General features: G+C 58.7%; 22 protein-coding genes. 16 read left to right on the top strand and 6 right to left on the bottom strand.

The genetic code is table 11. From position 1 onward, the window contains the following. Positions 1 to 129: 129 nt before the first annotated feature. From AACY07_RS02595 to hisC, 10 genes are all read left to right on the top strand, one after another. On the top strand, positions 130 to 939 hold the full coding sequence (locus AACY07_RS02595; protein WP_046809022.1) for an ATP-binding cassette domain-containing protein: 810 nt from the start codon (positions 130 to 132) through the stop codon (positions 937 to 939). Continuing rightward, on the top strand, positions 939 to 1,736 hold the full coding sequence (gene mlaE, locus AACY07_RS02590; RefSeq protein WP_133076362.1) for a lipid asymmetry maintenance ABC transporter permease subunit MlaE: 798 nt from the start codon (positions 939 to 941) through the stop codon (positions 1,734 to 1,736). The genes AACY07_RS02595 and mlaE overlap by 1 nt, the downstream gene beginning before the upstream one ends. Next, a complete protein-coding gene (mlaD, locus tag AACY07_RS02585) occupies positions 1,736 to 2,203 on the top strand; it encodes an outer membrane lipid asymmetry maintenance protein MlaD (RefSeq protein ID WP_019825010.1) in 468 nt (155 codons plus the stop codon). The genes mlaE and mlaD overlap by 1 nt, the downstream gene beginning before the upstream one ends. A gap of 11 nt (positions 2,204 to 2,214) precedes the next feature. After that, complete coding sequence (locus AACY07_RS02580; RefSeq protein ID WP_133076361.1) at positions 2,215 to 2,874, top strand: MlaC/ttg2D family ABC transporter substrate-binding protein; 660 nt, start codon at positions 2,215 to 2,217, stop codon at positions 2,872 to 2,874. Beyond that, positions 2,871 to 3,176 carry an STAS domain-containing protein gene (locus AACY07_RS02575; protein ID WP_019825006.1) on the top strand — a complete coding sequence of 102 codons (306 nt, stop codon included), beginning with the start codon at positions 2,871 to 2,873 and terminating at the stop codon, positions 3,174 to 3,176. The genes AACY07_RS02580 and AACY07_RS02575 overlap by 4 nt, the downstream gene beginning before the upstream one ends. Positions 3,177 to 3,291: 115 nt before the next feature. Further along, positions 3,292 to 3,531: a BolA family protein gene (locus tag AACY07_RS02570; protein ID WP_003439919.1), complete on the top strand. Its 240-nt coding sequence runs from the start codon at positions 3,292 to 3,294 to the stop codon at positions 3,529 to 3,531. A gap of 31 nt (positions 3,532 to 3,562) precedes the next feature. Then, complete coding sequence (gene murA / locus AACY07_RS02565; RefSeq protein WP_133076360.1) at positions 3,563 to 4,828, top strand: UDP-N-acetylglucosamine 1-carboxyvinyltransferase; 1,266 nt, start codon at positions 3,563 to 3,565, stop codon at positions 4,826 to 4,828. A gap of 182 nt (positions 4,829 to 5,010) precedes the next feature. Further along, the gene (gene hisG / locus AACY07_RS02560; protein ID WP_133076359.1) at positions 5,011 to 5,646 is read left to right on the top strand and encodes an ATP phosphoribosyltransferase; all 636 of its coding nucleotides are present in this window, start codon (positions 5,011 to 5,013) and stop codon (positions 5,644 to 5,646) included. Positions 5,647 to 5,793: 147 nt separating this feature from the next. Beyond that, complete coding sequence (gene hisD, locus AACY07_RS02555) at positions 5,794 to 7,119, top strand: histidinol dehydrogenase (RefSeq protein ID WP_133076358.1); 1,326 nt, start codon at positions 5,794 to 5,796, stop codon at positions 7,117 to 7,119. 2 nt (positions 7,120 to 7,121) lie between these two features. After that, entirely contained in the window at positions 7,122 to 8,177 is a 1,056-nt protein-coding gene (gene hisC, locus AACY07_RS02550) for a histidinol-phosphate transaminase (protein WP_133076357.1), read from the top strand. A 126-nt stretch (positions 8,178 to 8,303) separates the two neighbouring features. Here the strand turns inward: hisC and algW are convergent, their stop codons facing one another. Then, positions 8,304 to 9,461 carry a Do family serine endopeptidase AlgW gene (algW, locus tag AACY07_RS02545; RefSeq protein ID WP_133076356.1) on the bottom strand — a complete coding sequence of 386 codons (1,158 nt, stop codon included), beginning with the start codon at positions 9,459 to 9,461 and terminating at the stop codon, positions 8,304 to 8,306. Between the two features lie 100 nt (positions 9,462 to 9,561). Between algW and AACY07_RS02540 the strand changes: the two genes are divergently transcribed. From AACY07_RS02540 to cysN, 3 genes are all read left to right on the top strand, one after another. Then, the gene (locus AACY07_RS02540) at positions 9,562 to 10,320 is read left to right on the top strand and encodes a Nif3-like dinuclear metal center hexameric protein (RefSeq protein ID WP_338648752.1); all 759 of its coding nucleotides are present in this window, start codon (positions 9,562 to 9,564) and stop codon (positions 10,318 to 10,320) included. Positions 10,321 to 10,567: 247 nt separating this feature from the next. After that, a complete protein-coding gene (gene cysD, locus AACY07_RS02535) occupies positions 10,568 to 11,485 on the top strand; it encodes a sulfate adenylyltransferase subunit CysD (RefSeq protein ID WP_095028988.1) in 918 nt (305 codons plus the stop codon). Positions 11,486 to 11,494: 9 nt separating this feature from the next. Then, positions 11,495 to 13,393: a sulfate adenylyltransferase subunit CysN gene (gene cysN / locus AACY07_RS02530; protein WP_133076354.1), complete on the top strand. Its 1,899-nt coding sequence runs from the start codon at positions 11,495 to 11,497 to the stop codon at positions 13,391 to 13,393. 174 nt (positions 13,394 to 13,567) lie between these two features. Here cysN and AACY07_RS02525 read toward each other — a convergent pair whose 3' ends face one another. Genes AACY07_RS02525 through AACY07_RS02515 form a run of 3 tightly spaced genes read right to left on the bottom strand, consistent with a single transcriptional unit; the run spans position 13,568 to position 16,971 of the window. Beyond that, positions 13,568 to 14,473 (bottom strand): acyltransferase, encoded by a 906-nt coding sequence (locus AACY07_RS02525; protein ID WP_339473336.1) that lies wholly within the window; start codon positions 14,471 to 14,473, stop codon positions 13,568 to 13,570. Then, a complete protein-coding gene (gene pta / locus AACY07_RS02520; protein WP_326427344.1) occupies positions 14,474 to 16,573 on the bottom strand; it encodes a phosphate acetyltransferase in 2,100 nt (699 codons plus the stop codon). 59 nt (positions 16,574 to 16,632) lie between these two features. Further along, entirely contained in the window at positions 16,633 to 16,971 is a 339-nt protein-coding gene (locus AACY07_RS02515; protein ID WP_133076351.1) for a DUF3565 domain-containing protein, read from the bottom strand. Between AACY07_RS02515 and AACY07_RS02510 the strand changes: the two genes are divergently transcribed. Together AACY07_RS02510 and AACY07_RS02505 are read left to right on the top strand one after the other, a co-directional pair. Beyond that, entirely contained in the window at positions 16,940 to 17,425 is a 486-nt protein-coding gene (locus tag AACY07_RS02510; RefSeq protein ID WP_019824979.1) for an FKBP-type peptidyl-prolyl cis-trans isomerase, read from the top strand. The two genes, AACY07_RS02515 and AACY07_RS02510, sit on opposite strands and share 32 nt — an antisense overlap. A gap of 133 nt (positions 17,426 to 17,558) precedes the next feature. Further along, entirely contained in the window at positions 17,559 to 18,041 is a 483-nt protein-coding gene (locus AACY07_RS02505; RefSeq protein WP_133076350.1) for a glutathione peroxidase, read from the top strand. On the opposite strand, the gene AACY07_RS02500 is transcribed toward AACY07_RS02505, so the two are convergent. Both AACY07_RS02500 and cysZ read right to left on the bottom strand, forming a co-directional pair. Beyond that, the gene (locus AACY07_RS02500; RefSeq protein ID WP_338648748.1) at positions 18,038 to 19,228 is read right to left on the bottom strand and encodes a glycosyltransferase family 4 protein; all 1,191 of its coding nucleotides are present in this window, start codon (positions 19,226 to 19,228) and stop codon (positions 18,038 to 18,040) included. The two genes, AACY07_RS02505 and AACY07_RS02500, sit on opposite strands and share 4 nt — an antisense overlap. A gap of 64 nt (positions 19,229 to 19,292) precedes the next feature. Beyond that, positions 19,293 to 20,042, bottom strand: coding sequence for a sulfate transporter CysZ (gene cysZ, locus AACY07_RS02495; protein ID WP_339473332.1), 750 nt, complete (start codon positions 20,040 to 20,042; stop codon positions 19,293 to 19,295). A 310-nt stretch (positions 20,043 to 20,352) separates the two neighbouring features. Between cysZ and trxB the strand changes: the two genes are divergently transcribed. Further along, entirely contained in the window at positions 20,353 to 21,315 is a 963-nt protein-coding gene (trxB, locus tag AACY07_RS02490; RefSeq protein WP_133076347.1) for a thioredoxin-disulfide reductase, read from the top strand. Positions 21,316 to 21,417: the final 102 nt, after the last annotated feature.

Raw genomic sequence — 21,417 nt, 5'->3', positions numbered from 1 at the left:
CGGTCTTGGGCGGTCACTATGAGCAGTGGTATAGTTCGCCGCCAGTTCGGCCCGCCAGGGAACGCGTGCTTCTTGATAAGAAGTTTGGTGTCCGGGTGAGAGGCAGAGGCTGCATCGCAAGGAGTTTAGATGAGCGCCGATAACGCCTACGCGGTCGAGCTGAAGGGAGTGTCCTTCAAGCGCGGCACGCGCAGCATCTTCAATAATGTCGATATTCGAATTCCCCGTGGCAAGGTCACGGGAATCATGGGCCCGTCGGGCTGCGGCAAAACCACACTATTGCGCCTGATGGGCATGCAACTGCGTCCCAGCAGCGGCGAAGTGTGGGTCAACAATCAAAACCTGCCGACTCTGTCGCGCAGTGATTTGTTTGATGCCCGCAAGCACATGGGGGTGTTGTTCCAGAGTGGTGCATTGTTCACCGATCTGGATGTGTTCGAGAACGTTGCCTTCCCGCTGCGGGTGCATACCCAGCTGCCTGAAGAAATGATTCGTGACATCGTGCTGCTGAAATTGCAGGCGGTGGGCTTGCGCGGGGCTATCGATTTGATGCCCGACGAGTTGTCCGGCGGCATGAAGCGTCGGGTGGCCCTGGCGCGGGCGATTGCTCTGGATCCGCAAATCCTGATGTATGACGAACCCTTCGTGGGCCAGGATCCCATCGCAATGGGAGTGCTGGTGCGGCTGATTCGCCTGCTTAACGATGCGCTGGGCATCACCAGTATTGTGGTGTCTCACGACCTGGCTGAAACCGCGAGCATCGCCGACTATCTCTATGTAGTCGGTGACGGTCAGGTGCTGGGGCAGGGTACGCCTGAAGAGTTGATGAACGCCGATAACCCGCGCATTCGCCAGTTCATGACCGGCGATCCGGATGGCCCGGTTCCGTTTCACTTTCCGGCGTCGGACTACCGAACCGATCTACTGGGGAAGCGCTGATGCGCAGACATTCATTAATGGACCGTATCGGTTTGTTTGGCCGAGCCGGGATCGACATCGTCGCGGTGCTGGGGCGTTCGACGATTTTCCTGTTTCATGCACTGCTGGGGCGAGGCGGTATCGGCGGCGGTTTCGGGCTGCTGATCAAGCAGCTGCACTCCGTTGGTGTCATGTCGCTGGTCATTATCGTGGTGTCCGGCATATTCATCGGCATGGTGCTGGCGCTGCAAGGCTTCAGCATTCTGTCCAGCTATGGTTCCGAGCAGGCGGTTGGGCAGATGGTGGCCCTCACGCTGTTGCGCGAATTGGGGCCGGTGGTGACTGCCTTGCTGTTTGCCGGGCGGGCGGGTTCTGCCTTGACCGCTGAAATCGGCAACATGAAATCGACCGAGCAGCTGTCCAGCCTGGAAATGATTGGGGTCGACCCACTCAAATACATTATCGCGCCGCGGTTATGGGCCGGTTTTATTTCCCTGCCTGTGCTGGCGATGATTTTCAGTGTGGTCGGCATCTGGGGCGGTTCGTGGGTTGCAGTGGACTGGCTGGGTGTCTATGACGGTTCCTACTGGGCCAATATGCAAAATAGCGTGACCTTCAGTGGTGACGTACTTAACGGGATCATCAAAAGCATCGTATTTGCTTTCGTGGTGACCTGGATTGCCGTGTTTCAAGGTTATGACTGTGAGCCCACATCAGAGGGGATCAGCCGTGCCACTACCAAGACCGTGGTGTATGCCTCTCTGGCAGTCCTCGGGCTGGACTTCATTTTGACTGCCTTGATGTTTGGAGATTTCTGATGCAAAACCGCACCATGGAAATCGGTGTCGGCCTGTTCTTGCTGGCTGGCATCCTGGCTTTGCTTCTGCTTGCCCTGCGGGTCAGCGGACTGTCCCCGACCGCCAGCACTGACACCTACAAGCTGTACGCCAACTTTGACAATATTGCCGGTCTCACCGTGCGCGCCAAAGTCACCATGGCGGGCGTGACCATCGGCAAGGTTACGGCGATTGACCTGGACCGTGACAACTACATGGCCCGTGTCACCCTGCAGCTCGAAAAAGCTGTGGATAATCTGCCGACCGATTCGACTGCGTCTATTCTCACAGCGGGTCTGCTGGGCGAGAAATACATCGGTCTGAGCGTGGGTGGTGAAGACACTGTGCTCAAGGACGGTGGCACCATTCACGACACTCAGTCGTCGCTGGTCCTTGAAGACCTGATCGGTAAATTCCTGCTCAATACCGTTAGCAAAGACGCCAAATAAGGAGCTTTAAGATGATTTCTCTCTTGCGCCGTGGCCTGTTGGTAATTATGGCTGCAGCCCTCCCTCTGGTGGCAAATGCTGCGCCGGGGCAGTCTGCTCACGACATCGTTTCAGACACAACCACCCGGTTGCTGGCTGACCTGGCTGCCAATAAAGAGCAGTACAAGCAAAACCCGAGCAAGTTCTACGATGCCCTGAACGGTATTGTCGGGCCGGTGGTGGATGCCGACGGTATTTCGAAAAGCATCATGACCGTGAAGTACTCCCGTAGTGCGAGTCCTGAGCAAATGCAGCGCTTTCAAGAGAACTTCAAGCGCAGCCTGATGCAGTTCTATGGCAATGCCTTGCTTGAGTTCAAAAACCAGGGCATCACCGTTGCCCCGGCCAAGGATGAAAGCGGCGATCGCACCAGCGTCGACATGACCGTCAAAGGTGATAACGGGGCGATTTACCCGCTGTCCTATACCCTTAACAAGGTTAACGGCGAGTGGAAAGTGCGTAACGTGATCATTAACGGCATCAACATCGGCAAGCTGTTCCGTGATCAGTTCGCCGACGCCATGCAGCGCAACGGCAACAACCTGGATAAAACCATCGATAACTGGGCTGGCGAAGTAGCCAAGGCCAAGGAAACGACCGATGCAGCTTCGCCCAAGGCTGCAGGCCAATGAGTGAAGCGGCTGTAACCCTGGCCGGCGAGAGCGAGTTGCGCCTCAGTGGCGTACTCGATTATCAGACCGGCCCCCGCTTGCGCACTGAAGGTCAGGCACTGATCAAAAAAGCTCTGGCGAAGGCGTTGGTCGTTGACTGCTCGGGTGTCACCAAATCCAGCAGCGTCGGTTTGTCGCTGTTGTTGTGTTACATCCGTGATGCGCAAGCCCTGAACAAGCCATTGAGCATTCGTGACATGCCCGAAGACATGCGCGAAATCGCTCAGGTCTCGGGCTTGACCGAATTGCTGGCACATCATTAATAGCCACGTATAGAAAAGTCCCCCCGTCAGAGTCCTGTTATACGGGGTTCGCAGGCGCGGGGCTTTTTTGTATGATGGCCGACCCGCGCGCGTTAGGCGCCGATTGAGGTTGAGCATGCAGGCCGTAGAAGTGAAGAGCTTTCTTGAGGGAAAGCTGCCTGGAACCCAGGTAGAAGTTGAGGGCGAAGGCTGCAACTTTCAGCTGAACGTGATTAGTGACGAACTGGTGGCCTTGAGCCCGGTCAAACGTCAACAAAGCATCTATGCCCATTTGAACCCGTGGATCGCTGATGGCAGCATCCATGCGGTCACTATGAAATTCTTCAGCAGCGCGGCCTGGGCCGAGCGCACCTGAGCCCCCTGAGCCCATTGGCGTCGAGATTGTTATGGATAAATTGATTATTACCGGCGGCGTTCGTCTAGATGGCGAAATCCGCATTTCCGGGGCGAAGAACTCCGCCCTGCCGATTCTGGCAGCGACCTTGCTGTGCAATGGCCCGGTCACTGTAGCCAACCTGCCGCACTTGCATGACATCACCACCATGATCGAGCTGTTCGGTCGCATGGGCATTGAGCCGGTGATCGATGAAAAGCTGAGCGTCGAAATCAACCCGAACACCATCAAAACCCTGGTTGCGCCGTACGAACTGGTTAAAACCATGCGTGCCTCGATCCTGGTTCTGGGCCCGATGGTTGCGCGTTTCGGTTATGCCGAAGTGGCCTTGCCAGGTGGTTGCGCCATTGGTTCGCGTCCGGTTGACCTGCACATCCGCGGCCTTGAAGCCATGGGCGCAGTGATCGACGTGGAAGGTGGCTACATCAAGGCCAAGGCTCCGGAAGGCGGCTTGCGCGGTGCCAACTTCTTCTTCGATACCGTCAGCGTGACCGGTACTGAAAACATCATGATGGCCGCCGCTCTGGCCAATGGCCGCAGCGTTTTGCAGAACTCTGCACGCGAGCCTGAAGTCGTCGACCTGGCCAACTTCCTGAACGCCATGGGCGCCAAGGTCAGCGGTGCAGGCACGGACACCATCACCATTGATGGCGTCAAAGAACTGCACACCGCAACCTACCGCGTGATGCCGGACCGTATCGAGACCGGTACCTACCTGGTAGCCGCTGCCGTGACCGGCGGCCGTGTGAAGGTCAAGGACACCGATCCGACCATCCTCGAAGCCGTTCTTGAAAAGCTCAAGGAAGCGGGCGCCGAAGTCACTACCGGTGAAGACTGGATCGAGCTGAACATGCACGGCAAGCGTCCTAAAGCGGTGAACGTGCGTACGGCTCCGTACCCGGCGTTCCCGACGGACATGCAGGCGCAGTTCATCTCCCTGAACGCCATCGCCGAAGGCACGGGCGCAGTGATCGAGACCATCTTCGAGAACCGCTTCATGCACGTGTACGAACTGCACCGCATGGGCGCCAAGATCCAGGTCGAAGGCAACACTGCCATCGTCACCGGTACTGAAACCCTCAAGGGCGCGCCAGTCATGGCTACCGACCTGCGTGCTTCGGCCAGCCTGGTTATCTCGGCTCTGGTCGCTGAAGGCGATACCCTGATCGACCGCATCTACCACATAGACCGTGGTTACGAGTGCATCGAAGAAAAACTGCAAATGCTGGGCGCCAAAATTCGCCGCGTTCCGGGCTAGTTTTTGCTGTTTGGCATCATGGGCACAGGGATAGTGTCCAGCCGCCAGGTGACGTAACGGCTTGCAAGCGTTACCTTACCTGGCCTCGAATCGTTCAAGTCGAGCCTGATATCAGGCTCGATGCTTGTCCGGCGCCGATTGCGCCCGGGCAAAAAGTACCCTGATAAGGACTTACGTTTCCCATGTTGACCATTGCACTGTCCAAGGGCCGTATCCTTGACGACACCCTGCCGCTTCTCGCTGAAGCGGGCATTGTGCCGACCGAGAATCCGGACAAAAGCCGCAAGCTGATCATTCCGACTACCCAACCCGATGTACGTCTGCTGATCGTACGCGCCACCGACGTGCCGACGTACGTTGAACATGGCGCGGCAGACCTCGGTGTCGCGGGTAAAGACGTGCTGATGGAGTACGGCGGCCAGGGCCTTTACGAGCCGCTGGACCTTCAGATTGCCCAGTGCAAGCTGATGACTGCCGGTGCCATTGGTGTTCCCGAGCCTAAAGGCCGCCTGCGTGTTGCCACCAAGTTCGTCAATGTCGCCAAGCGCTACTACGCCGAGCAAGGCCGTCAGGTCGACATCATCAAGCTGTACGGCTCGATGGAGCTGGCGCCGCTGATTGGCCTGGCCGACAAGATCATCGACGTGGTCGACACCGGCAACACCTTGCGCGCCAATGGCCTGGAACCTCAGGAATTCATTGCCGCCATCAGCTCCCGTCTGGTGGTTAACAAGGCTTCGATGAAAATGCAGCACGCCCGTATTCAAGCCCTGATCGATACCCTGCGCAAGGCAGTGGAATCGCGACACCGCGGCTGACTCACCTGCGCGACCTTGAGTCGCGCCCATCTATCCGTGTAATAGCCAGAAATTTCAGCGACCTGCGCGGATGGCTTGGTAGTCTTGCTGCCTTCACTGTGTAACATCATCCATTCTAAGCATTCGCCCAATACCGAGGCCCTCGCTATGACCGCTCCCACTGCAATTCGCCGACTCAACGCTGCTGACCCGGATTTCGCGCAGCATCTGGATCATCTGCTGAGCTGGGAAAGTGTGTCTGACGACTCGGTCAACCAGCGTGTGCTCGACATCATCAAAGCCGTGCGTGAGCGTGGCGACGCTGCTCTGGTTGAGTTCACCCAGCGCTTTGACGGGCTGAGCGTCAACTCGATGGCCGACTTGATCCTGCCCCGCGAGCGCCTGGAACTGGCCCTGACCCGTATCACCGCGCCGCAACGTGAAGCGCTGGAAAAAGCCGCACAGCGTGTGCGCAGCTATCACGAAAAACAGAAGCAGGATTCCTGGAGCTACACCGAAGCCGACGGCACGGTGCTGGGCCAGAAAGTCACGCCACTGGACCGTGCAGGCTTGTACGTGCCGGGCGGCAAAGCCTCTTACCCGTCATCGGTGTTGATGAACGCCATTCCGGCCAAGGTCGCAGGCGTTACCGAAGTGGTCATGGTGGTGCCGACCCCTCGTGGCGAAATCAATGAGCTGGTGCTGGCTGCCGCCTGCATTGCGGGCGTTGACCGAGTGTTCACCATCGGCGGTGCACAGGCCGTTGCGGCACTGGCCTACGGCACAGAAAGCGTTCCGAAAGTCGACAAAGTGGTCGGCCCGGGCAACATCTATGTCGCCACCGCCAAGCGCCACGTGTTCGGTCAGGTGGGCATCGACATGATCGCCGGCCCTTCGGAAATTCTGGTGGTGTGCGATGGCCTGACCGATCCGGACTGGATTGCCATGGACCTGTTTTCCCAGGCCGAGCACGATGAAGACGCACAGGCGATTCTGGTCAGCCCCGACGCCGAGTTCCTCGACAAGGTCGCGGCGAGCATTGCCAAGTTGTTGCCGACCATGGAGCGGGCCGACATCATCGAAACGTCGATCAATGGCCGTGGCGCACTGATTCTGGTGAATGACATGCAGCAAGCCATCGACGTTGCCAATCGCATTGCCCCGGAGCACCTGGAGTTGTCGGTGGCTGACCCGCAAGCCTGGCTGCCGCAGATCCGTCACGCTGGCGCGATCTTCATGGGCCGACACACGTCTGAAGCCCTGGGTGATTACTGCGCGGGCCCCAACCACGTATTGCCAACTTCCGGCACGGCACGTTTTTCGTCGCCGCTGGGGGTGTATGACTTCCAGAAGCGCTCCTCGATCATCTTCTGCTCCGAGCAGGGTGCTTCCGACCTGGGCAAGACCGCATCGATTCTCGCCCGTGGCGAGTCGCTGACCGGGCACGCCCGCAGTGCCGAATACCGCATCATCGCCGACGACAAGGGGCAATAAGCATGAGCAAATTCTGGAGTCCATTCGTCAAGGATCTGGTGCCTTACGTGCCGGGTGAGCAGCCGAAGCTGACCAAACTGGTCAAGCTCAACACCAACGAAAACCCTTATGGGCCTTCGCCCAAGGCTCTGGCGGCGATGCAGGCCGAGATCAACGACAACCTGCGTTTGTACCCTGACCCGAACAGCGACCTGCTCAAGCAGGCGGTGGCCGAGTACTACGGCGTACAGACTGCCCAGGTGTTTCTGGGCAACGGTTCGGACGAAGTCCTGGCCCATGTATTCAATGGCCTGTTCCAGCACGACAAGCCGCTGCTGTTTCCGGATATCAGCTACAGCTTCTATCCGGTTTACTGCGGTTTGTACGGCATCGAATTTGACGCAGTGCCTCTGGATGAGCAATTCCAGATCCAGCCTGCGGACTATGCCAGGCCTAATGGCGGGATCATCTTCCCGAACCCGAATGCCCCGACCGGCTGCCTGTTGGCGCTGGAGGCTATCGAGCAGATCCTCAAGGCCAGCCCTGATTCAGTGGTTGTGGTGGATGAAGCGTACATCGACTTTGGTGGCGAGACGGCCATCAGCCTTGTGGATCGCTACCCGAACCTGCTGGTGACTCAGACCCTGTCCAAGTCGCGTTCCCTGGCAGGCTTGCGGGTCGGGTTGGCAGTGGGCCACCCGGATCTGATCGAAGCGCTGGAGCGGATCAAGAACAGCTTCAACTCCTACCCGCTGGACCGTATCGCCATTGCGGGTGCTGCGGCTGCGTTTGCCGACCGTGAATACTTCGAGCACACCTGCAAGCAGGTAATCGACAGTCGCGAACACGTGGTAGGGCAGTTGCAGGCACTGGGTTTTGAAGTGCTGCCGTCGGCGGCGAACTTTATCTTTGCCCGTCATCCGGAACACGATGCGGCGGCGCTGGCGGCCAAGTTGCGAGGGCAGGGCGTGATCGTGCGCCACTTCAAGCAATTGCGCATTGCCCAGTTCTTGCGCATCAGCATCGGTACGCCGGAGCAGAACGCGGCGTTGATTGAAGGGTTGTCGGATATCGAATAGAGGTTGACCGCGGCTCTTGTGGGAGCGGGCTTGCTCGCGATGCAGGCGCCGCGGTAGTTCAGGCAAACCGCGGCGATACCATCGCGAGCAAGCCCGCTCCCACATCAGGTGGTGAGGGCGCGTTACTTATTCTTCCTGCTGCGGCGGCTGTTCCTGTGGCGGTCGCAGGCCCACCTCGGCGGTGAGCTTAAGCTCTTTGCCGTTACGCATGACCTGGATCGTGATCTTGTCCGAAGGCTTGATCCGCGCCACCTGATTCATTGAGCGGCGCCCATCGCTGGCAGGCTCGCCATCGATGCTCAGAATCACGTCTCCCAGTTCAAGACCGGCTTTTTGCGCCGGACCCCCACGGAAAATGCCCGCGACAACAATTCCCGGGCGTCCACTGAGACCAAACGACTCGGCCAGTTCCTGGGTCAAGGGTTGAACCTCAATCCCCAGCCAGCCGCGAATGACCTGGCCGTGCTCGATAATCGACTTCATGACCTCCATCGCCAGATTGATCGGGATCGCGAAGCCGATGCCTTGCGAACCGCCTGACTTGGAGAAAATCGCGGTGTTGATGCCGGTCAGGTTGCCGTTGGCATCTACCAGTGCGCCGCCCGAGTTGCCCGGGTTGATCGCGGCATCGGTCTGGATAAAGTCTTCGTAGTTGTTCAGGCCCAACTGGTTGCGGCCTGTGGCACTGATGATGCCCATTGTGGTGGTTTGACCCACGCCGAACGGGTTGCCAATTGCCAGGGCGATATCACCGATACGCAAGGTATCCGAGCGGCCGATGGTGATTGCCGGCAGATTCTTGAGGTCGATCTTCAGCACCGCGAGGTCAGTTTCCGGGTCGCTGCCAATGACCCTGGCGTGTGTTTCACGACCGTCCTTCAGCGCCACCACAATCTGGTCGGCCCCTGCGACCACGTGGTTATTGGTCAGCAAATAGCCTTCGGGACTCATCAGAACCGCCGAACCCAGGCTGGACTCCATACGTTTTTGCTTGGGCTCGTTGTTGCCGAAAAAATGCCGGAACTGCGGGTCCTCGAACAAGGGCCTGGCGTTTTTGTTCACCACCTTGGTGGTGTAAAGGTTGGCTACGGCAGGCGCGGCACGCACTACCGCGTCGGCATAGGTCACCGGCCCTTGCTGCATGTAACTGGTTTGCGGGGCTTGTTGCAGATTAACGTCCAGGCTCGGCAGTCCAACCCATTGCGGGTAACGCTGAATAATCAGCAAAGCGATAAGCACGCCAGCCAGCAATGGCCAGCCAAAAAAACGCAAAGCCTTAAACATTGAACTCAGTCCTGAAGGTTGCAGAGCCGTTCTGACGGCCCATAATGGCGCCATTATACGAGGGCCGCCCGGCTCTGAACGCTATATTTAGGAGTCTTTTATGGCTGTCGCCCTGAGCACGCTGGTAGAAGAAGCAAATCGTTACCTCAATTGCGCCGCCATCAATGATTACTGCCCCAATGGCCTGCAGGTCGAAGGTCGCCCCCAGGTGATGCGCATCGTCAGTGGCGTGACCGCCAGCCAGGCACTGCTGGATGCTGCAGTCGAGGCCCAGGCCGATCTGGTGCTGGTGCATCATGGTTACTTCTGGAAGGGTGAAGATCCCTGCGTGACCGGGATGAAGCAACGTCGCCTCAAGACGCTGCTCAAGCACGACATCAGCCTGCTGGCCTATCACTTGCCACTGGACCTGCATCCCGAGGTGGGCAACAACGTGCAATTGGCGCGGCAGCTGGACATCACCGTCGAAGGCCCGCTTGATCCTGGCAATTCGAAAGTGGTGGGGTTGGTGGGCTCTCTGGCCGAGCCTGTGACCGCCCGTGATTTTGCACGCCGTGTTCAAGAGGCGCTTGGGCGCGAGCCGCTGCTGATTGAAGGCAGTGAAATGATCCGCCGCGTGGGTTGGTGTACCGGTGGCGGGCAAGGCTATATCGATCAGGCGGTGCTGGCGGGCGTTGATCTGTACCTGAGTGGCGAAGCTTCGGAGCAGACTTTCCATAGTGCCCGGGAAAACGACATCAGCTTCATTGCCGCGGGGCACCATGCTACCGAACGCTATGGCGTGCAGGCATTGGGTGACTACCTGGCGCGGCGCTTTGCTTTGGAACACCTGTTCATCGATTGCCCGAATCCGATCTGATTATTGGAATCCAACCCTGTGGGAGCGGGCTTGCTCGCGATCGAATAAACGCGGTCTTGCGGTATAACCGCATTGCCTGCATCGCGAGCAAGCCCGCTCCCACAGGGAGTAATCGCCCAAACTCCGGGGTCTATTCTTAGACCGTTTCGATCTAGCTGGGGTCATCTATAGAAGCGGACGCTGTGCTAGCATTCGACCCTCGAACACGGCCCGCAGGCCGTTCATAAGATAGCTTTCGTGAGTAGCCATGGTCGACAAACTGACGCACCTGAAACAGCTGGAGGCGGAAAGCATCCACATCATCCGCGAGGTGGCCGCCGAGTTCGATAACCCGGTGATGCTGTACTCGATCGGTAAAGATTCCGCCGTGATGCTGCACCTTGCACGCAAGGCGTTTTTCCCTGGCAAGCTGCCGTTTCCGGTGATGCATGTCGACACCCAGTGGAAATTCCAGGAGATGTACAGCTTTCGCGACAAGATGGTTGCCGAGCTGGGCCTGGACCTGATCACTCACGTCAACCCGGACGGCGTGGCTCAAGGGATCAACCCCTTCACCCACGGCAGTGCCAAGCACACCGACATCATGAAAACCGAGGGCCTGAAGCAGGCTCTGGACAAATACGGCTTCGATGCCGCCTTTGGTGGTGCCCGTCGCGACGAAGAAAAATCCCGTGCCAAAGAGCGCGTCTATTCCTTCCGTGACAGCAAGCACCGCTGGGATCCGAAAAACCAGCGCCCCGAGTTGTGGAACGTCTACAACGGCAACGTCAACAAGGGCGAATCCATCCGTGTGTTCCCGTTGTCGAACTGGACCGAGCTGGACATCTGGCAGTACATCTACCTTGAGGGCATCCCGATTGTGCCGCTGTACTTTGCGGCCGAGCGCGACGTCATCGAGAAGAACGGCACGCTGATCATGATCGACGACGACCGTATCCTTGAGCACCTGTCTGACGAAGACAAGGCTCGCATCGTCAAGAAAAAGGTCCGCTTCCGTACTCTGGGATGCTACCCGCTGACCGGCGCGGTGGAGTCAGAGGCTGAAACCCTGACCGACATCATCCAGGAAATGCTCCTGACGCGAACTTCCGAGCGCCAGGGCCGAGTCATCGATCACGATGGCGCAGGCTCAATGGAAGATAAAAAACGTCAAGGTTATTTCTAAGGGGTTGTCATGTCGCATGTATCTGATTTGATCAGCGAGGATATCCTCGCCTACCTGGGCCAGCACGAGCGCAAAGAGATGTTGCGCTTCCTGACCTGCGGCAACGTCGACGACGGCAAGAGCACCCTGATCGGGCGCCTGCTGCACGACTCCAAGATGATCTACGAAGACCATCTGGAAGCCATTACCCGCGACTCGAAAAAAAGCGGCACCACGGGCGACGATATCGACCTGGCACTGCTGGTTGACGGTCTGCAAGCCGAGCGCGAGCAGGGCATCACCATTGACGTGGCGTATCGCTATTTCTCTACCGCCAAGCGCAAATTCATCATTGCCGACACCCCGGGCCATGAGCAGTACACCCGCAACATGGCCACCGGTGCGTCCACCTGTGACCTGGCGATCATTCTGGTCGATGCCCGTTACGGCGTGCAGACCCAGACCCGTCGCCACAGCTTCATTGCCTCGTTGCTGGGCATCAAGCATATCGTCGTGGCCATCAACAAGATGGACCTCAAGGGTTTTGACGAAGGTGTGTTCGAGTCGATCAAGGCCGACTACCTGAAGTTTGCCGAGGGCTTGAAGCTCAAGCCGACCAGCCTGCACTTTGTGCCGATGTCTGCCCTTAAAGGCGACAACGTGGTGAACAAATCCGAGCGCTCGCCGTGGTACACCGGCCAGTCGCTGATGGAAATCCTTGAAACCGTGGAAGTGGCGGCCGACCGCAACCTCACCGACCTGCGCTTCCCGGTGCAGTACGTGAACCGTCCGAACCTCAACTTCCGTGGTTTTGCCGGCACCCTGGCCAGCGGCATCGTGCACAAGGGCGATGAAATCGTCGTGTTGCCGTCGGGCAAGAGCAGCCGCGTCAAATCCATCGTCACCTTTGAAGGTGAACTGGAGCACGCAGGTCCCGGTCAGGCAGTTACCCTGACCATGGAAGACGAGATCGACATCTCCCGTGGCGACTTGTTGGTGCATGCCGACAACGTGCCGCTGGTGACTGACAACTTCGAAGCCATGCTGGTGTGGATGGCTGAAGAGCCGATGCTGCCGGGCAAGAAGTACGACATCAAGCGCGCGACCAGCTACGTACCGGGTTCGGTTGCCAGCATCGTCAACAAAGTCGATGTGAACACCCTGGAAGAAGGTCCGGCCAGTGCTTTGCAGCTGAACGAAATCGGCAAAGTCAAAATCAGCCTCGACGCGCCGATTGCGCTGGATGGTTATGACAGCAACCGCACGACCGGCTCGTTCATCATCATCGACCGCCTGACCAACGGCACCGTGGGTGCAGGCATGATCGTTGCCCAGCCGTTGAGTCATGGCAGCGCAACCCATCACGGCAAACTGGCCCATGTGGCTGTTGAAGAGCGTGCCCAGCGTTTTGGCCAGCAACCGGCCACCGTGTTGTTCAGCGGGCTGTCGGGTGCTGGCAAAAGCACCTTGGCCTATGCGGTTGAACGCAAGTTGTTCGATATGGGACGTGCGGTATTCGTGCTGGATGGCCAGAACCTGCGCCATGACCTGAACAAGGGTCTGCCACAGGATCGTGCCGGACGTACTGAAAACTGGCGTCGTGCTGCTCACGTGGCGCGCCAGTTCAACGAAGCAGGCCTGCTGACACTGGCCGCCTTCGTGGCGCCGGACGCTGAAGGCCGTGAACAGGCCAAGGCGCTGATTGGCAGCGACCGTCTGGTGACCGTTTATGTTCAGGCATCTCCGGCCGTGTGCGCCGAGCGTGACCCGCAAGGGCTGTATGCAGCGGGTGGTGACAACATCCCGGGTGAATCCTTCCCGTATGACGTGCCGTTGAATGCCGACCTTGTGGTCGACACGCAATCGCTGTCCCTGGAAGAGAGCGTCAAACTGGTGCTCGACCTGTTGCGCCAACGCGGCGCGATTTAAGCCGCACTAAAAAGCCCGCCACCGAGAGATCGGTGGCGGGCTTTTTATTGGGCCTCAAATGCCGGAAATACCCCTGTGGGAGCGGGCTTGCTCGCGATGGTATCAATCCGGTTCTTCAGCCAAGCCGGTGCGCCTGCATCGCGAGCAAGCCCGCTCCCACAAGATCCTGAGGCATCAGGATTTAGGGAACTCGCGATGCAACTCCTCCAGCAGCCGGTCTTTGTCTTCCCATAACTGGTTGATCCAGCCTTGGAATGCCAGCCGGTACTCGGGGTCCTGATCGTAGTTTTTACCCAGAAACTCAGCCGGGATATGCAGCTCTTCAAACACCACCACCACGTCTTTCACATTGCCGCACAGCAAGTCCCAATACCCTGGACGCCCGCCCGGATAGTGGATGGTTACGTTGATGATGGACTGCAGCTGTTCGCCCATTGCATCCAGCACAAAGGCGATGCCTCCGGCCTTGGGCTTGAGCAGGTAGCGGAACGGCGAGTTCTGCTGCGCGTGCTTGGCTTCTGTAAAGCGCGTGCCTTCGACGAAGTTGAAGATCCCCACGGACTGGTTTTTGAACTTGGCGCAGGTTTTACGTGTGGTCGCCAGATCCGCGCCTTTTTTCTCCGGGTGCTTGGCCAGGTAGGCCTTGGAGTAGCGTTTCATGAACGGAAAGCCCAGCGCCCACCACGCCAGGCCAATGACCGGCACCCAGATCAGCTCCTGCTTGAGGAAGAACTTGAGCGGGCGGATGCGTTTGTTGAGCACGTATTGCAGCACCATGATGTCGACCCAGCTCTGGTGGTTGCTGGTCACCAGATACGAGTGCTCATAGTCCAGCCCCTCAAGGCCCTTGATATGCCAGCGGGTCTTGCGCAGCAAGTCCATCCAGCGATTGTTGTTGGCGATCCAGGCTTCGTGGATACGGCGCATCAATTCGTCGGTCACCCGTTGAGCTGCCGCAAAGGGCAGACACAGCTTGAAAATCGCGACGATGAACAGCGGCGTGCAACACACGATGGTGTTGATCGCCAGCAGCAGCGAAGCAATGACGCCGCGTAGCGGTGCAGGCAAGAAGTCCAACATTTAAATATCCATAGGTCGGTTGGCGGCTTGAATGGCCGTGAGGGCGATGGTGTAGACGATATCGTCCACTTGAGCGCCGCGTGGCAGATCGTTCACCGGCTTGCGCAGGCCTTGCAGCATTGGCCCGAGGCTGACGCAATCGGCGCTGCGTTGCACGGCTTTGTGAGTCGTATTGCCGGTGTTCAGGTCCGGGAACACAAAAACGGTGGCTCGGCCTGCCACCTGGCTGTTGGGGGCCAGTTGCCTGGCGACTACCTCGTTGGCGGCGGCATCGTATTGCAGCGGGCCGTCGATCAGCAGTGAGTGCTGGGCTTCGTGGGCCAGCAAGGTGGCTTCGCGGACTTTTTCGACTTCTTCACCGCTGGCCGATTCGCCGCTGGAATAGCTGATCATGGCCACCCGCGGGGTGATGCCGAACGCCGCGGCAGAGTCGGCGCTTTGCAGGGCGATTTCTGCCAGTTCAGAGGCGCTCGGGTGCGGGTTCATCACGCAGTCGCCGTACACCAGCACCTGCTCGGGGAACAGCATGAAGAACACCGACGATACCAGCGTGCAGCCCGGTGCCGTCTTGATCAACTGCAGGGCAGGCCGGATGGTGTTGGCGGTTGAGTGGATCACCCCTGAAACCAGCCCGTCGACCTCGTCCAGTGCCAGCATCATGGTGCCAATCACCACCGGGTCTTCCAGCTGCTGCTCGGCCATCGGCGCGTTGATGCTCTTGGTCTTTCGCAAGGCCACCATCGGTTCGACGTACCGGGCGCGAATCAGGTCCGGGTCGAGAATTTCAAGACCCTCGGGCAGTTCGAAACCGTGGGCCTTGGCGACCGCGTGGACTTCTTCGGGCTTGGCCAGCAATACGCAGCGGGCGATGCCGCGAGCCTGACAAATAGCTGCCGCCTGTACGGTCAGGGGCTCGCTGCCTTCGGGCAAAACGATCCGCTTGTTGGCCTGCTGGGCGCGCTGGATCAGTTGATAGCGGAAGACGGCTGGGGTCAGGCGCATTTCCCGTGGCGTACCGCAGCGTTGATGCAGCCAGTGGGCGTCCAGATGGCTGGCAACAAAGTCGGTGATGATTTCCGCACGTTCGCGGTCATCGATCGGGATTTCCTTGTTCAGGCCATTGAGGCGGTTGGCGGTGTCGTAGGACCCCGTGCTCACCGACAGCACTGGCAGCCCGGCCTGCAACGCACCCCGGCAAAGCTCCATCAGGCGCGGATCGGGCTGGGTGTCGCTGGTCAGCAGCAGGCCCGCCAGCGGAACGCCATTCATCGCGGCCAGGCTGACGGCCAGGATGATGTCGTCGCGATCGCCGGGGGTGACGACCAGCACGCCCGGTTTGAGCAGTTGCAGGGTGTTGAGTACCGTGCGGGCGCACAGGATGATTTTCGACATGCGCCGGGTTTCATAGTCCCCGGCATTGAGCACCTGGGCGCCGAGCAGTTCGGCTACATCGCGGGTGCGCGGGGCGTTGAGTTCGGGTTGATACGGAATGCAGCCCAGCAGCTTGAAATCACCACTGCGCAGCAATGGGGAATGCTCTTTGAGGCGTGCCGAGAAGGCTTCCATGCTTTCGTCAGTGCGTACCTTGTTGAGGATCACACCGAGTACTTTTGGGTCCTTGGGCCCGCCAAACAGCTGCGCCTGTAACTCCACCCGTCCGGAAAGTTCGGTCAGCACTTCGTTTTCAGGGGCTGAGACCAGAATCACTTCGGCATCCAGGCTCTTGGCCAGGTGCAAGTTGACCCGAGCCGCGTAGCTGGCGGTACGGGTAGGCACCATGCCTTCTACGATCAGTACGTCCTTGCCGATGGCAGCCTGTTGATAGAGGTTGATGATCTCTTCGAGCAGCTCATCCAGCTGGCCGTCACCGAGCATGCGTTCGACATGGGCCAGACCCAGTGGGGTCGGCGGCTTGAGGCCGTGGGTGCGGGCGATCAGCTCGGTCGAACGTTCAGGGCCGAAGTCACCCGGATGCGGCTGGGCAATGGGCTTGAAAAACCCGACTTTCAACCCGGCGCGCTCCAGGGTGCGAACCAGGCCCAGGCTAATAGAGGTCAGACCCACACCAAAGTCGGTGGGAGCGATAAAGAAAGTTTGCATGCGAGCTTCCTGACGTGGCAGTGCAAGGGCAACACCCTTTAACCGGGCTTGTGCCTGAATCAATTGCCAAGATTAGCGCTATCCGCGTCTTGAGCACACCAGCCACAGTCAAAGGGCTGGCCTATTTTTGCCTGGCGCTGCTCAGGGTCAAGCACCCAGGGTCTTGATTGCCAGGGCGGTTGGTGACGCTGGTGCTGGGTGTGGCCACAGGAGAGCACGACAACCCAGTGCTGCTCTTCATCCTGACGCCAGCCAATGATCGTTGAAGTTTTCAAAATTATCCGTTGGTCTTTGTTGTGTTCGCTTTCGGGCGATTGCTTGGTTAAACTTGCGAACTCATTATTTTTTTGCAAAAGGTCTCGCCCCATGACGATCGCCGCCAATAAGGCTGTCTCCATCGACTATACCCTGACCAATGACGCTGGTGAGGTCATCGACAGCTCTGCCGGCGGCGCGCCGCTGGTCTACCTGCAAGGTGCAGGTAACATCATTCCGGGTCTGGAAAAGGCTCTGATCGGTAAGGCTGTTGGTGACGAGCTGGACGTTAGCGTTGAACCTGAAGACGCTTACGGCGAATACTCCGCCGAGCTGGTAAGCACCTTGAGCGCCAGCATGTTCGAAGGCGTTGACCAACTGGAAGTTGGCATGCAGTTCCACGCTTCGGCGCCGGACGGCCAAATGCAGATCGTGACCATCCGTGATCTGGACGGCGACGATGTGACCGTTGATGGCAACCACCCACTGGCTGGTCAGCGTCTGAACTTCAAGGTCAAGGTTGTTGCAATTCGTGATGCAAGCGAAGAAGAAATCGCTCACGGCCACGTCCACGGTGAAGGCGGTCATCAGCACTGATAAGTGCTGCTACGCTCACTTGTGAACTAGCCAGGAAGGCGCCTACGGGCGCCTTTTTTGATCCTGGGAGATTACGGTAATCGGTACGTCGGACGATTGCTTGAACGTGGATACGGGAATTTTGGAGTCCGTCATGAGTGCTTTTCACGAACTTACCTTAGACGCGCTGGATGGCAAGCCGCTACCACTGGACACCTTCAAAGGCAAAGTGGTGCTGGTAGTGAACGTGGCCTCCAAGTGCGGTTTGACCCCTCAGTACGCAGCGCTGGAAAACCTGTATCAGCAATTCAAGGGCCAGGGTTTCAGCGTTTTGGGCGTGCCATGCAATCAGTTCGCCGGGCAAGAGCCGGGTACCGAGGAGCAAATTCAGGCGTTTTGCAGCCTCAACTACGGTGTCAGTTTTCCTCTGAGCAGCAAGCTTGAGGTCAACGGGCCTGACCGTCATCAGCTCTATCGTTTGCTGGCAGGCGAGGGGGCCGAGTTTGAGGGGGAAATCACCTGGAACTTCGAGAAGTTCCTGGTCGGCAAAGATGGGCGGGTGTTGGCGCGATTCTCACCGCGCACCGCGCCAGACGATGCGACGGTGATTCAGTCGATTGAAAAATCCCTGGCTTAAGGTTTTTTTACCGCGACGTGAATAGGCACCGGGGCTTCGCACATGGAGCCCTGTCGAGCCCGCAGCAACTGGCTTTCGAACTGCTCGACAATGCCTGGCCAGCTTTGGCGGCTGGCATGACGTCGGGCATTGAGGCGCAGGGTGCGTAAGGTCTCTGGGTCTTCAAGCAGCCAGCAGGCGGCTTCGATCCAGGCGTATTCGTCCCCCGGCATGGCCAGCACTCCGTTGTATCCATGGCGGATATGCAGGCCAGCAGCGGCCTCGTCATAGGCCACTACGCCCAAGCCAGAGGCCTGGGCTTCAAGCACCACATTGCCAAATGTCTCGCTCAGACTCGGAAACAGAAACACATCCCCGCAGGCGTAGTGACAAGCCAGGGCGTGTCCTGACTGTTGCCCGCAAAAGATCGCTTCGGGCAATGAGGCTTCCAGGGCCGCACGTTTTGATCCGTCACCCACCACGATCAACTTGAACCGGCGCGCCGGATAGCGGGCTTGCAGTGCATCAAGACAGCGCTTGAGTGCATCCAGGTTTTTTTCCGGTGCCAGGCGCCCCACATGTAACAGCGCAATGTCGTTTTCCCTGAGTCCCCAGCTCTGGCGCAAGGCGTCCTGGCGTTTTGCCGGGCTGAACAACTGGCTGTCAACACCGCGAGGGAGCAGATCCAGGCGTTCAAAATGCCTGCGCGCAAGCTCCACGCGCTGGCTGGTGCTGGGGACCAGGGTCAGTGCAGAGCGGTTATGGAACCAGCGTAAGTAGTGCGTCAGTGCACGGGTGAACAGGGTCAGGCCGTGTTGACGCAAATACTGCTGGAAGTTGGTGTGAAACCCAGTGACCGCGGTAATGCCCAGGCGACGTGCAACCCGCAATGCACACAGGCCCAACGGTCCCTCTGTGGCGATGTAGACCACATCCGGAGGTTGTTGGCGCCAGCGTTTGGTCAGGCGATGGGTGGATGTCAGGCCCCATTGCAGGCCGGGGTAGCCGGGTAGCGGCAAGCCCCGGCAGAGCATCAGTTCGTCGTTGCTGCGCTGGCCGCCATCGTCGGCCTGGCGCGGGCGTACCAGTTCCACGCGATGATTGCGCGCACGCAAGCCATCACACAGCTGGCCAAGGGTATTGGCGACACCATTGATTTCAGGCGCGAAGGTTTCGGTGATCAGGGCGATGTGCAGGGCTGTGGTCATGACCCCAGTGTGTTCTGGGGTCATGACGCCCGTGTGTCACGGTGATGATGGATTTATGAAGTCGTTAGCGAGATGCCAGCGCTTCATCGCCCCGCTCGCGCACCCAGAACAGGGTGGCGCCAGCGACAGCAGCGGGCATCATCAGCACATTGACCACCGGGATCAGCAGCACCAGGTAGACGATGCCGCCGAAGCTCATGCTCTGCCAGCGCTTCTCGCGCAACCAGGCTAGCATCTCGTTCCAGCCCAGCTTGTGGTTATCAGCGGGGTAGTCGATGTACTGAATAGCCATCATCCAGATCCCGAACAACAGCCACAACGGGGCCGCAATCAGGTTGAGCACCGGTATGAACGACAGGATCAGCAGCGCAATGGCCCGTGGCAGAAAGTAGCCCAGCTTGCGCATTTCCCGGGCCAGGGTGCGGGGCACCATCGCGGCCAGTTCTCCCCAGCTGAAGGGCGGTGAGTTATCGACCCCGCGTACGACGGCCTCGACTTTTTCCGAGAGAAAACCGTTGAACGGCGCCGCAATGATGTTGGCCAGCATGGTGAACGTGAAAAACACCATCAACGCCACCAGCACGACAAACAACGGCCACAACAGGTAGTTGAGGAAGCTGAGCCAGCTTGGCAGTGACGGCATCAGGGTATCGACCCAGAGGCTGAACTGATGCCCGGCGAAATAAATCAACCCGACGAACAGCACCAGATTGATCAGCAACGGCAGCAGCACGAACAAGCGCAAGCCAGGGCTGAGAACCAACGTCAGGCCTTCACGCAGGTACTGCGGGCCAGAAAGAACGGGGGCGGGCATAGAGTGCTCCGAGCAGTGGAAAACCGGGCGACCTTAACGGCTTTATCTGTAGGACGAAAGCCTTGTCGCACTATCGACAATAACTGTAACAAAGCCGTCTAAAATCGAATTCGACTACATAGAGACCCGCTATGAGCTGGATTGTTAATGCGTATTTCCTTACTCTCTGCGGCCTCTATATGCTTCACCCATATTTTTCAGGACCTGCGTTTTTCAGGCTTGGCCTGGGCAGGTTTACGGTTTCTTTTTATTCCAGCCGGTAAACGGCGTTCCGACCCGGTTCCAATGCGGGCGGTCATAGGAGTGAGTCATGTCTGAAGTACGTCATTCGCGTGTGATTATTCTGGGTTCCGGCCCTGCCGGTTACAGCGCCGCGGTCTACGCGGCCCGCGCCAACCTCAAACCACTGCTGATCACGGGCATGCAGGCTGGCGGTCAATTGACCACCACGACTGAAGTCGACAACTGGCCAGGTGATGTTCACGGCCTGACCGGTCCGGCCCTGATGGACCGCATGCGTGAGCACGCCGAGCGCTTTGAGACTGAAATCATTTTCGACCACATCAATGAAGTGGATCTGAAAAACCGTCCGTTTACCTTGAAAGGTGACAGCGGCACGTTCACGTGTGACGCCCTGATCATTGCGACCGGCGCCAGCGCCCGTTACCTGGGCCTGCCGTCCGAAGAAGCGTTCATGGGCAAGGGCGTTTCCGCCTGTGCAACCTGTGACGGTTTCTTCTATCGCAACAAGCCGGTTGCCGTGGTCGGTGGTGGTAACACTGCCGTTGAAGAGGCGCTGTACCTGGCCAACATCGCCAGCAAAGTGACCCTGGTTCACCGTCGCGAAACCTTCCGCGCCGAGAAGATCCTGATCGACAAACTGCACGCCCGTGTCGCTGAAGGCAAGATCGAACTCAAGCTGAACGCGACCCTGGACGAAGTGTTGGGCGACAACATGGGTGTGACCGGCGCGCGCCTGAAAAACAACGATGGCAGCTTTGACGAGCTGAAAGTGGACGGCGTATTCATCGCCATCGGCCACACGCCGAACACCTCGTTGTTCGAAGGCCAGCTGGAGCTTAAAGACGGCTACATGGTTGTGCAGGGCGGCCGTGAAGGCAACGCTACGGCTACCAGCGTCGAAGGCGTGTTTGCTGCCGGCGACGTGGCTGACCACGTTTACCGTCAAGCCATCACCTCGGCTGGCGCCGGTTGCATGGCCGCGCTGGATACCGAGCGCTACCTGGACGGCCTGCAGAACGCTCAGTTCTGATAGCCCGCCCCAATAAAAAAACCGGCTTCGGCCGGTTTTTTTGTGTCTGTCCTGTGGGAGCGGGCTTGCTCGCGATGTAATCGCTGCGGTGTAACTGAAAAA

Source organism: Pseudomonas sp. RL_5y_Pfl2_69, from assembly GCF_963970465.1.
In the GTDB taxonomy this organism is placed as follows: Bacteria; Pseudomonadota; Gammaproteobacteria; order Pseudomonadales; family Pseudomonadaceae; genus Aquipseudomonas.
This window is presented reverse-complemented; position numbering and strand designations above follow the sequence as displayed.

What these genes read in the sequence shown, in the direction of transcription:
- AACY07_RS02510 (WP_019824979.1), top strand. Translation starts at nt 16,940, where the DNA reads ATGACGATCGCCGCCAATAAGGCTGTCTCCATCGACTATACCCTGACC.
- AACY07_RS02575 (WP_019825006.1), top strand. Translation starts at nt 2,871, where the DNA reads ATGAGTGAAGCGGCTGTAACCCTGGCCGGCGAGAGCGAGTTGCGCCTC.
- hisC (WP_133076357.1), top strand. Translation starts at nt 7,122, where the DNA reads ATGAGCAAATTCTGGAGTCCATTCGTCAAGGATCTGGTGCCTTACGTG.
- mlaD (WP_019825010.1), top strand. Translation starts at nt 1,736, where the DNA reads ATGCAAAACCGCACCATGGAAATCGGTGTCGGCCTGTTCTTGCTGGCT.
- AACY07_RS02595 (WP_046809022.1), top strand. Translation starts at nt 130, where the DNA reads ATGAGCGCCGATAACGCCTACGCGGTCGAGCTGAAGGGAGTGTCCTTC.
- hisD (WP_133076358.1), top strand. Translation starts at nt 5,794, where the DNA reads ATGACCGCTCCCACTGCAATTCGCCGACTCAACGCTGCTGACCCGGAT.
- cysN (WP_133076354.1), top strand. Translation starts at nt 11,495, where the DNA reads ATGTCGCATGTATCTGATTTGATCAGCGAGGATATCCTCGCCTACCTG.
- murA (WP_133076360.1), top strand. Translation starts at nt 3,563, where the DNA reads ATGGATAAATTGATTATTACCGGCGGCGTTCGTCTAGATGGCGAAATC.
- AACY07_RS02570 (WP_003439919.1), top strand. Translation starts at nt 3,292, where the DNA reads ATGCAGGCCGTAGAAGTGAAGAGCTTTCTTGAGGGAAAGCTGCCTGGA.
- cysD (WP_095028988.1), top strand. Translation starts at nt 10,568, where the DNA reads ATGGTCGACAAACTGACGCACCTGAAACAGCTGGAGGCGGAAAGCATC.
- AACY07_RS02540 (WP_338648752.1), top strand. Translation starts at nt 9,562, where the DNA reads ATGGCTGTCGCCCTGAGCACGCTGGTAGAAGAAGCAAATCGTTACCTC.
- hisG (WP_133076359.1), top strand. Translation starts at nt 5,011, where the DNA reads ATGTTGACCATTGCACTGTCCAAGGGCCGTATCCTTGACGACACCCTG.
- mlaE (WP_133076362.1), top strand. Translation starts at nt 939, where the DNA reads ATGCGCAGACATTCATTAATGGACCGTATCGGTTTGTTTGGCCGAGCC.
- AACY07_RS02500 (WP_338648748.1), bottom strand. Translation starts at nt 19,228, where the DNA reads ATGACCACAGCCCTGCACATCGCCCTGATCACCGAAACCTTCGCGCCT.
- cysZ (WP_339473332.1), bottom strand. Translation starts at nt 20,042, where the DNA reads ATGCCCGCCCCCGTTCTTTCTGGCCCGCAGTACCTGCGTGAAGGCCTG.
- trxB (WP_133076347.1), top strand. Translation starts at nt 20,353, where the DNA reads ATGTCTGAAGTACGTCATTCGCGTGTGATTATTCTGGGTTCCGGCCCT.
- AACY07_RS02515 (WP_133076351.1), bottom strand. Translation starts at nt 16,971, where the DNA reads ATGGAGACAGCCTTATTGGCGGCGATCGTCATGGGGCGAGACCTTTTG.
- AACY07_RS02525 (WP_339473336.1), bottom strand. Translation starts at nt 14,473, where the DNA reads ATGTTGGACTTCTTGCCTGCACCGCTACGCGGCGTCATTGCTTCGCTG.
- AACY07_RS02505 (WP_133076350.1), top strand. Translation starts at nt 17,559, where the DNA reads ATGAGTGCTTTTCACGAACTTACCTTAGACGCGCTGGATGGCAAGCCG.
- algW (WP_133076356.1), bottom strand. Translation starts at nt 9,461, where the DNA reads ATGTTTAAGGCTTTGCGTTTTTTTGGCTGGCCATTGCTGGCTGGCGTG.
- AACY07_RS02580 (WP_133076361.1), top strand. Translation starts at nt 2,215, where the DNA reads ATGATTTCTCTCTTGCGCCGTGGCCTGTTGGTAATTATGGCTGCAGCC.
- pta (WP_326427344.1), bottom strand. Translation starts at nt 16,573, where the DNA reads ATGCAAACTTTCTTTATCGCTCCCACCGACTTTGGTGTGGGTCTGACC.